This is a genomic window from Dietzia sp. SLG310A2-38A2 (assembly GCF_014145095.1).
Lineage (GTDB): Bacteria > Actinomycetota > Actinomycetes > Mycobacteriales > Mycobacteriaceae > Dietzia.
The window spans coordinates 1-4,291 of the sequence record NZ_JAALDX010000269.1; the positions used below are offsets into that span (position 1 = coordinate 1).

Annotated in this window: 3 protein-coding genes and 1 pseudogene; all 4 read right to left on the bottom strand. The window is 71.0% G+C overall.

From position 1 onward, the window contains the following. Window positions 1-452 (bottom strand): annotated as a pseudogene (locus G6027_RS09835) (hypothetical protein); the annotation flags it as partial. A 106-nt stretch (window positions 453-558) separates the two neighbouring features. Beyond that, window positions 559-1,839 (bottom strand): glycosyltransferase 87 family protein, encoded by a 1,281-nt coding sequence (locus G6027_RS09840; RefSeq protein ID WP_182637019.1) that lies wholly within the window; start codon window positions 1,837-1,839, stop codon window positions 559-561. Next, window positions 1,836-3,392 (bottom strand): CCA tRNA nucleotidyltransferase, encoded by a 1,557-nt coding sequence (locus tag G6027_RS09845; RefSeq protein WP_182637021.1) that lies wholly within the window; start codon window positions 3,390-3,392, stop codon window positions 1,836-1,838. Before G6027_RS09845 ends, G6027_RS09840 begins: the two co-directional genes overlap by 4 nt. Before the next feature lie 70 nt (window positions 3,393-3,462). Beyond that, the gene (locus tag G6027_RS09850) at window positions 3,463-3,795 is read right to left on the bottom strand and encodes an antibiotic biosynthesis monooxygenase (RefSeq protein ID WP_182637020.1); all 333 of its coding nucleotides are present in this window, start codon (window positions 3,793-3,795) and stop codon (window positions 3,463-3,465) included. Window positions 3,796-4,291 lie beyond the last annotated feature (496 nt).

Below are 4,291 nucleotides of genomic sequence, written 5' to 3' on the forward strand. Positions count from 1 at the left end.
CCGGCCGTCACCGCGCCGTCCACGAGCCCACCCGCTCCCGCGCCACCGGCCAGGAGTGACCCCGCCGCGAGCGAGCCCCCGCCGACGGAACCGGCGCCCACAGATCCACCACCGACTGAGCCCCCACCGACCGAACCAGCGCCTACTGAACCGCCACCGACAGAACCCGCCCCCACGGAGCCCGCCGCCAGTGCGCCGGCTCCACCCGCGTAGACGTTCCACACCCCGCGGCCGCCCGCGTCCGAGTAGACCTCCTGGGCACCGGTGCCCACGTCGGTCACCACGCGGTCGGCGACCCCGTCGAAGTCCGAATCCCACAGTGCGTCGTCGGCGCGCCCGTCGCCGTCGAAGTCCAGCCACAGCGCGTCCGCGGCACCGGTCCCGAGGGTGAGTTCGGGCGCACCCTGCCATTGCGTCGGCTCACCGACGCCATCTCCGAAGAAGTAGTCCATGCCCGGAATGGTGTCGCGGACGAACCGCCCGGACCAGTGCCGAACATCGATCTGTGGACAACCGATCCGCTCTCCACAGAGTCGCCGAAGCCCTTGACGGACTCGGTCAGCGGCTGCCGCTGCGCACGAGGAGCGCCGGCTTGTCCGGATCACCGTGCAGGTCGGCGTCCCCGAGCCGAGCAGCCCGGACGCCGACGACGACGAGGAAGGCCAGCGCCCAGACGAGGTAGGCGTCACCCACCAGGTGCTGGATCGGCCCCCACGCGAGCTCGCGCCCCTCGTCGTGGGGGAACCACCACTGCGGTGTGGTCAGGAAGACCACGATGCCGGACCCGGCCAGGACGAGCCAGCCGCGCTCGTCGTCGTCGCCCCTCCCGGCCGCGCGTGCCGCCCACACCATCGTGAGCACGACGGCCGGCACCGCCCACACCCAGTGGTGTCCCCAGGACACCGGCGAGCAGAACAGGGCGACGAACCCCACCGCGACGGCGGCGGCGACCTCGTGACCGGAGCGCAGCAACCGCCACGCCACCCAGGCGATGCCCAGCCCCACCAGGGCGGACACCACGAACCACACCACCGACGCCGCCGTGTCCTCGAGACCGAGTCGGTGAACGAGCCCGTTGACGGACTGATTGGACGAGAAGGACAGCCCACCGATGCGGGCGGGATCACGGATGGCGAACGACCAGTAGCGGGCCGAATCGACCGGGGTCAACACGTGCCCGATGCCGGTGAAGGCCAGCGCGGCGAGGACCGCCGTCCCCAGGCCCCGCCAGTCGCGACGCAGCGCGAAGTACAGCAGGAACACCGCGGGGGTGAGCTTGATCGCCATCGCCAGACCGGTGAGACTCCCTCCCCACCAGCGGCCCCGGCCGCGGATCACGTCCACCAACACCAACGCCATGAGGAACACGTTGACCTGCCCGAACCCGATCGTCTCGCGCACCGGGCCGAACCACAGCGCCACGGCCATCACGGCGACGGTGATCCACCACAGCTCACGGGTGGGGCGATCGCAGGTGCGCGTGAGGACGAGCTGCACCACGTAGGCCAGCACAGCGATGGTGGCCAGCGTGATGATGACCGATGCCGCCCCCAGCGGGACCAGGGTGAACACCGAGAAGATCTGGGCTGCCAGCGGGGGATAGGTGAAGGGAAGCTCGGCCCCCTCCGCCAGCCGGGGGAGCTGGCCGTAGATCTCGCCACCGTCGCGGAAGACCTGCCCGCCGACCCGGTACACGTCCAGGTCGATGCGATACGGGGGGATCTGCTGGAGGCCCGGGATGCCAACAGTGTGGAGCAGCGTGCCGAGCAGTGCCAGGACGGCCGCCACGGCCCTGCCCGCGGTCGAGACGAGATAGCGGTCGACCGCGCCGCCGATCACGCCGGGTCGCCGTTCTTCGGGCGGTCGTCGTTCTTCGGGCGGTCGTGGTGCTCGCGGTCGTTCTGCCCGGCCCACCATCGGATGAGTTCGGCCTCGGCCTCGTCACGGTCCAGCGGCCCGCGGTCCAGGCGCAGCTCCTTGAGGAACGCCCAAGCTCGGCCGACGTCGGGTCCGGGCTTGAGGTCGAGCAGCGTCATGATCTCGTTGCCGTCGAGATCCGGCCGGACCCGCGCCAGGTCCTCCTTCTCCTCGATCTCGACGATGCGCTGCTCCAACGAGTCGTAGCTGGCCTGGAGCCTGGCCGCGCGGCGCTTGTTCCTCGTGGTGCAGTCCGCGCGGACCAACCGGTGGAGCCGGGGGAGCAGATCGCCCGCGTCGGAGACGTACCGTCGCACGGCCGAATCGGACCACTGCCCCTCGCCGTAACCGTGGAAGCGCAGGTGGAGGAAGACCAGTCCGGAGACGTCCTCGATCATCTGCTTGGAGTACTTGAGGGCACGCATCCGCTTGCGCACCATCTTGGCGCCCACCACCTCGTGGTGGTGGAACGTCACACCGCCGCCGGGCTTGGCCGCCCGCGTGGCCGGCTTGCCCACGTCGTGCAGCAGCGCCGCCCAGCGCAGCACCAGGTCCGGCCCCTCCGGTTCGAGGTCGATGGCCTGCTTGAGCACGGTGAGCGAATGCCAGTACACGTCCTTGTGCTGCATGTGCTCGTCGCGCTCCAGCTTCATCCCCGGCACCTCGGGCAGCACGCGGTCGGCCAGTCCGGCCTCACACAGCATGTTGATCCCGTCGATCGGGTAGTCGCCCAGGATGGTCTTGTCCAGCTCGGCGCGGACCCGTTCGACGGTGATCCTGTCGATCTCGGCGGTCATCTCCGTCATCGCCCGGAACACCCGCGGCGCCAGAGAGAAGCCCAGCTGGGAGACGAACCGGCAGGCGCGCAGCATGCGCAGCGGGTCATCCGAGAACGACTGCTCCGGGGCGGCTGGCGTGTCCAGCACCCCCGCGAGCAGAGCGTCCATCCCGTCGAGCGGGTCGTAGAACTCGTGACGCCCGTCGGGATGCAGGCGCACCGCCATGGCGTTGACCGTGAAGTCGCGGCGGACCAGATCGCCCTCGAGGGTGTCACCGAAGACCACCTCGGGGTTCCGGGTCACCCCGTCGTAGGAGTCCGCGCGGTACGTGGTGATCTCGATCTGTTGCTCGATACCGGAGGCGTCGTGCTTGACCGCCGACAGGGTGCCGAACTCGATCCCGGTGTCCCACACGGTGTCCGCGTAGGTCTCGAGGATCCGGCGGACCGCGTCGGGTCGTGCGTCGGTGGTGAAGTCCAGATCCGTGCCGAGTCGGCCGAGGAGGGCGTCGCGGACGCTGCCGCCGACCAGGAAGAGCTCGTGTCCGGCCTCCCCGAACGCCGCCGCGAGAGGGGCCAACACGTCCGCGTGATCGTTGAGAGTGGTCTGGGCGCCCGCCAGGAGCCGCACCCGCCGCGCCTCGAGCTCGGACGGGTCGGGCGGCGTCCCCGGTCCGTCCTGCAGTCCAGAGAACACCGCGGCGTCGTGTCGGTCCGAGGAGGCGCGGGGGTCTGGGTGGGGGTTGCGGGCTGTCACAGCGGAGACCTTACCGAGTCGGTCCGGCCGCCTTGGACCACAGCGGCTCCACGGCCTCGACCTCCGGGGGGCCGGTCAACAGGTCACCCGACTCCTCCAGATACGCCAGGTACGCGGGGTTGCCGAGGAACTCCTGCGCCGCGGCGGCATCGCGGTACTGCTGGAACACCACCAGGACGTCGGGGTCGGCGTGGGACGCGCAGAACACGTACGCCCGGTGCCCGTCGTTCGCCTGCACCGCCTCCGGCATGTGACTGCGCCACACCTCGACCAGCTCGTCCCGCCGCCCCGGCTTGGCCCGGTGGCGGAGGACCAGGGCGTGGCCTGCGGATCCTGAGCTCATGTCGCGGACTCTAGCCGTGGCCCACCCGCCGCCACACGGCCTGAGCCGATCCGCGGGCGGCACGCCGACGATTTACGGAACACGCGACACCGGCCGGTAGCATCGATGGGTGTCCGAAGCCGAACGCCCCGTCGAACCGCGCGCTAACCCGCCGCGGCGTCGTCGTGCACGGCGGCCCGCCGGATCCGGGACCACCACGTCCAATTCCGCTGGTCAGGCTTCCGAGCGGAGCTCCGGGCACCACTCGGACGGGCAGCGGACCGCGCAGGGGCAGGGGAAGACCCAGGACGGCCGGAACACCCACGGCGGCCAGGGCCAGAAGTCCGGCAGATCCGGCCAACCCGCACAGTCCGCGCAGTCGGGTCAACCCGCACAGTCAAGTCAGCCCGGTCAGGCCCGACAGGGTCGGCGCCGACGCCGTGGAGGCCGGGGCCGGCGAGGCGGCCAGGGCAGGACGCCCGAGGCCCAGCAGAACAACCCCGGTCAGGGCGACGGT

What these genes read in the sequence shown, in the direction of transcription:
- G6027_RS09850 (WP_182637020.1), bottom strand. Translation starts at nt 3,795, where the DNA reads ATGAGCTCAGGATCCGCAGGCCACGCCCTGGTCCTCCGCCACCGGGCC.